This window comes from Frankia sp. CcWB3 (genome assembly GCF_977927595.1).
The window spans coordinates 1-1,759 of the sequence record NZ_CDWRCK010000091.1; the positions used below are offsets into that span (position 1 = coordinate 1).

2 protein-coding genes are annotated in these 1,759 nt (G+C 64.0%); both read right to left on the bottom strand.

The features are described from left to right. The coding region (locus tag ACY5KJ_RS09325) for a tetratricopeptide repeat protein (protein ID WP_462203190.1) at positions 1-563 on the bottom strand (563 nt) is incomplete at its 3' end. A 96-nt stretch (positions 564-659) separates the two neighbouring features. After that, a partial coding sequence (gene fxsT / locus ACY5KJ_RS09330; RefSeq protein WP_462203191.1) for an FxSxx-COOH system tetratricopeptide repeat protein occupies positions 660-1,759 on the bottom strand: 1,100 nt, incomplete at its 5' end.

Genomic DNA, 1,759 nt, shown 5'->3' on the forward strand with positions numbered 1-1,759 from the left:
ATCAGCGACAGATCCAGATCCAGATCCAGATCCAACGGATGATCCTCGCCCAGCACCTTGCGCCGGCGGCCGAGGGTGTCCTCCTCCAGCAGGCGGGCGTCCTCGTGCTGGCCGACCGCGCTCAGGACATATGCTTGGTTCGCGGCTGTCGCGAGCGTGAGTGGATGGTCGTTTCCCAGCGATCGCTCGCAACGATCCAATGTTTCGACTGAGAGCCAGAAGGCACGCTCGTACTCGCCGAGTGCGGCAAGGTCCGCGACGAGGTTGTTGGCGGACCCGAGCGTCTGCGGATGTGACTCGCCGAGGATCCGCTTACGCCGTTCCCAGGTATCCTCGTCGAGCTCCCGAGCCTCGGAATGCTGACCGGCTCCGCTGAGGTCGACGGCGAGGTTGTTCGCCGAGACGAGGGTGTCCGAGTGGTCGTCGCCCAGCGTGCGCCGGCAAAGCTCCAGAGCCTCCTCATCGAAAACCCTGGCGGCCGGGAATTCGCCGATGGAACGCTCCACTTTGGCCAGCTGATTGCGCACCCAGGCCTGATGATAATCATCCGGGTCGAGCAGCACACGCCAACGCAGATAGGAGTCGAAATGAAATAACTTGCGCGTTTCGAACCCTCCACAGGCCTGTGACCTGCGATGATGCTCTCGATCACGTATTTGTTACTTCATTACGTCCCCATAGGCCTGCTGCGCGATCCGGTGAACGCTCTTGTAGTTCCCGTGTGCGGCGAGATACCAGACGGCGTTCATGACGAGGGCCCGGCTACCCGGACTGTCGACGGCGATATGATCGGCCGACAGCAGATGCGGCAGCACGTCGGCGTAGTACGACCAGTTGGCCGGGTCATCCGGATTGCCGGGGTCGGTCGCGGCGAGTAGCTCCCAGGCTCGCTCCCGGAGCACCGGTCGTTCGATCGGCTCGACCTGGTCCCGCAGAACCGCCTGCACAAGGCGGTGCAACTGGATCGCCCGGCCGGATACCCGGGCAATACCATAGCGGCGCAGATGCGCGACGGTCCGATGAAAAACGATCGGGTCGGCATCGCCGGCCCGATCGTCGTCGGGCTGCTCGCTCGTGGCCGTGACCGCCTTGGAGATGAAGGTCAGCGGCAGCGGATCGGGGCCCAGAAACGCGGCGAGCCGGAGCAGGTGAACGGCGGCCGGGTTCTCCCGTTCCAACCGTTCGATGGCTACTCTCCAGCTCGCCGCGAAGGATTGCGGATAGTGCAGTGCCCGCCCCTCACTCAGTATCAACTGAGTATGCGTGGTCAGCAGTCCGAGATACTCCTCGATACTCATTCCGGTCTCCGCCAGCCAGGAACCGGCCTGCGCGAGTACGAGTGGGAGATCACCCAGCGTCTCGCTGAGGAGGTCAGCGTCCGCCACGCTCAGCGAAGCGTCCCGGGCGCGCAACAGTTTGATGGACTCCGCCCGCTCGAACAGGCCGACCTCGATTCGGCCGGCCGAATCCTGGAAAGCTGGATTGCGGGAGGTAATGATGACGTGGCCACGCCCGTCGGCGCGATAGGAAGCCGGCTCCATCGGGCCGGGCAGGTTGTCAAGAATGAGCAGCCAACGGCGCCGCGCGCTCAGCCGATTCACCAGGGCGAGGGCCCCTTCGCCCGGCGCCGGCTCTGCCTGGCTGCCGAGCTGAAGGGCCAGATCGCCAAGCTGCTTCTGGAGAAAGGTCGGCTGTTCGGCGGAGACCCACCACACGATGTCATAGGAGTCGAAATGAAATAACTTGCGCGTTTCGAACC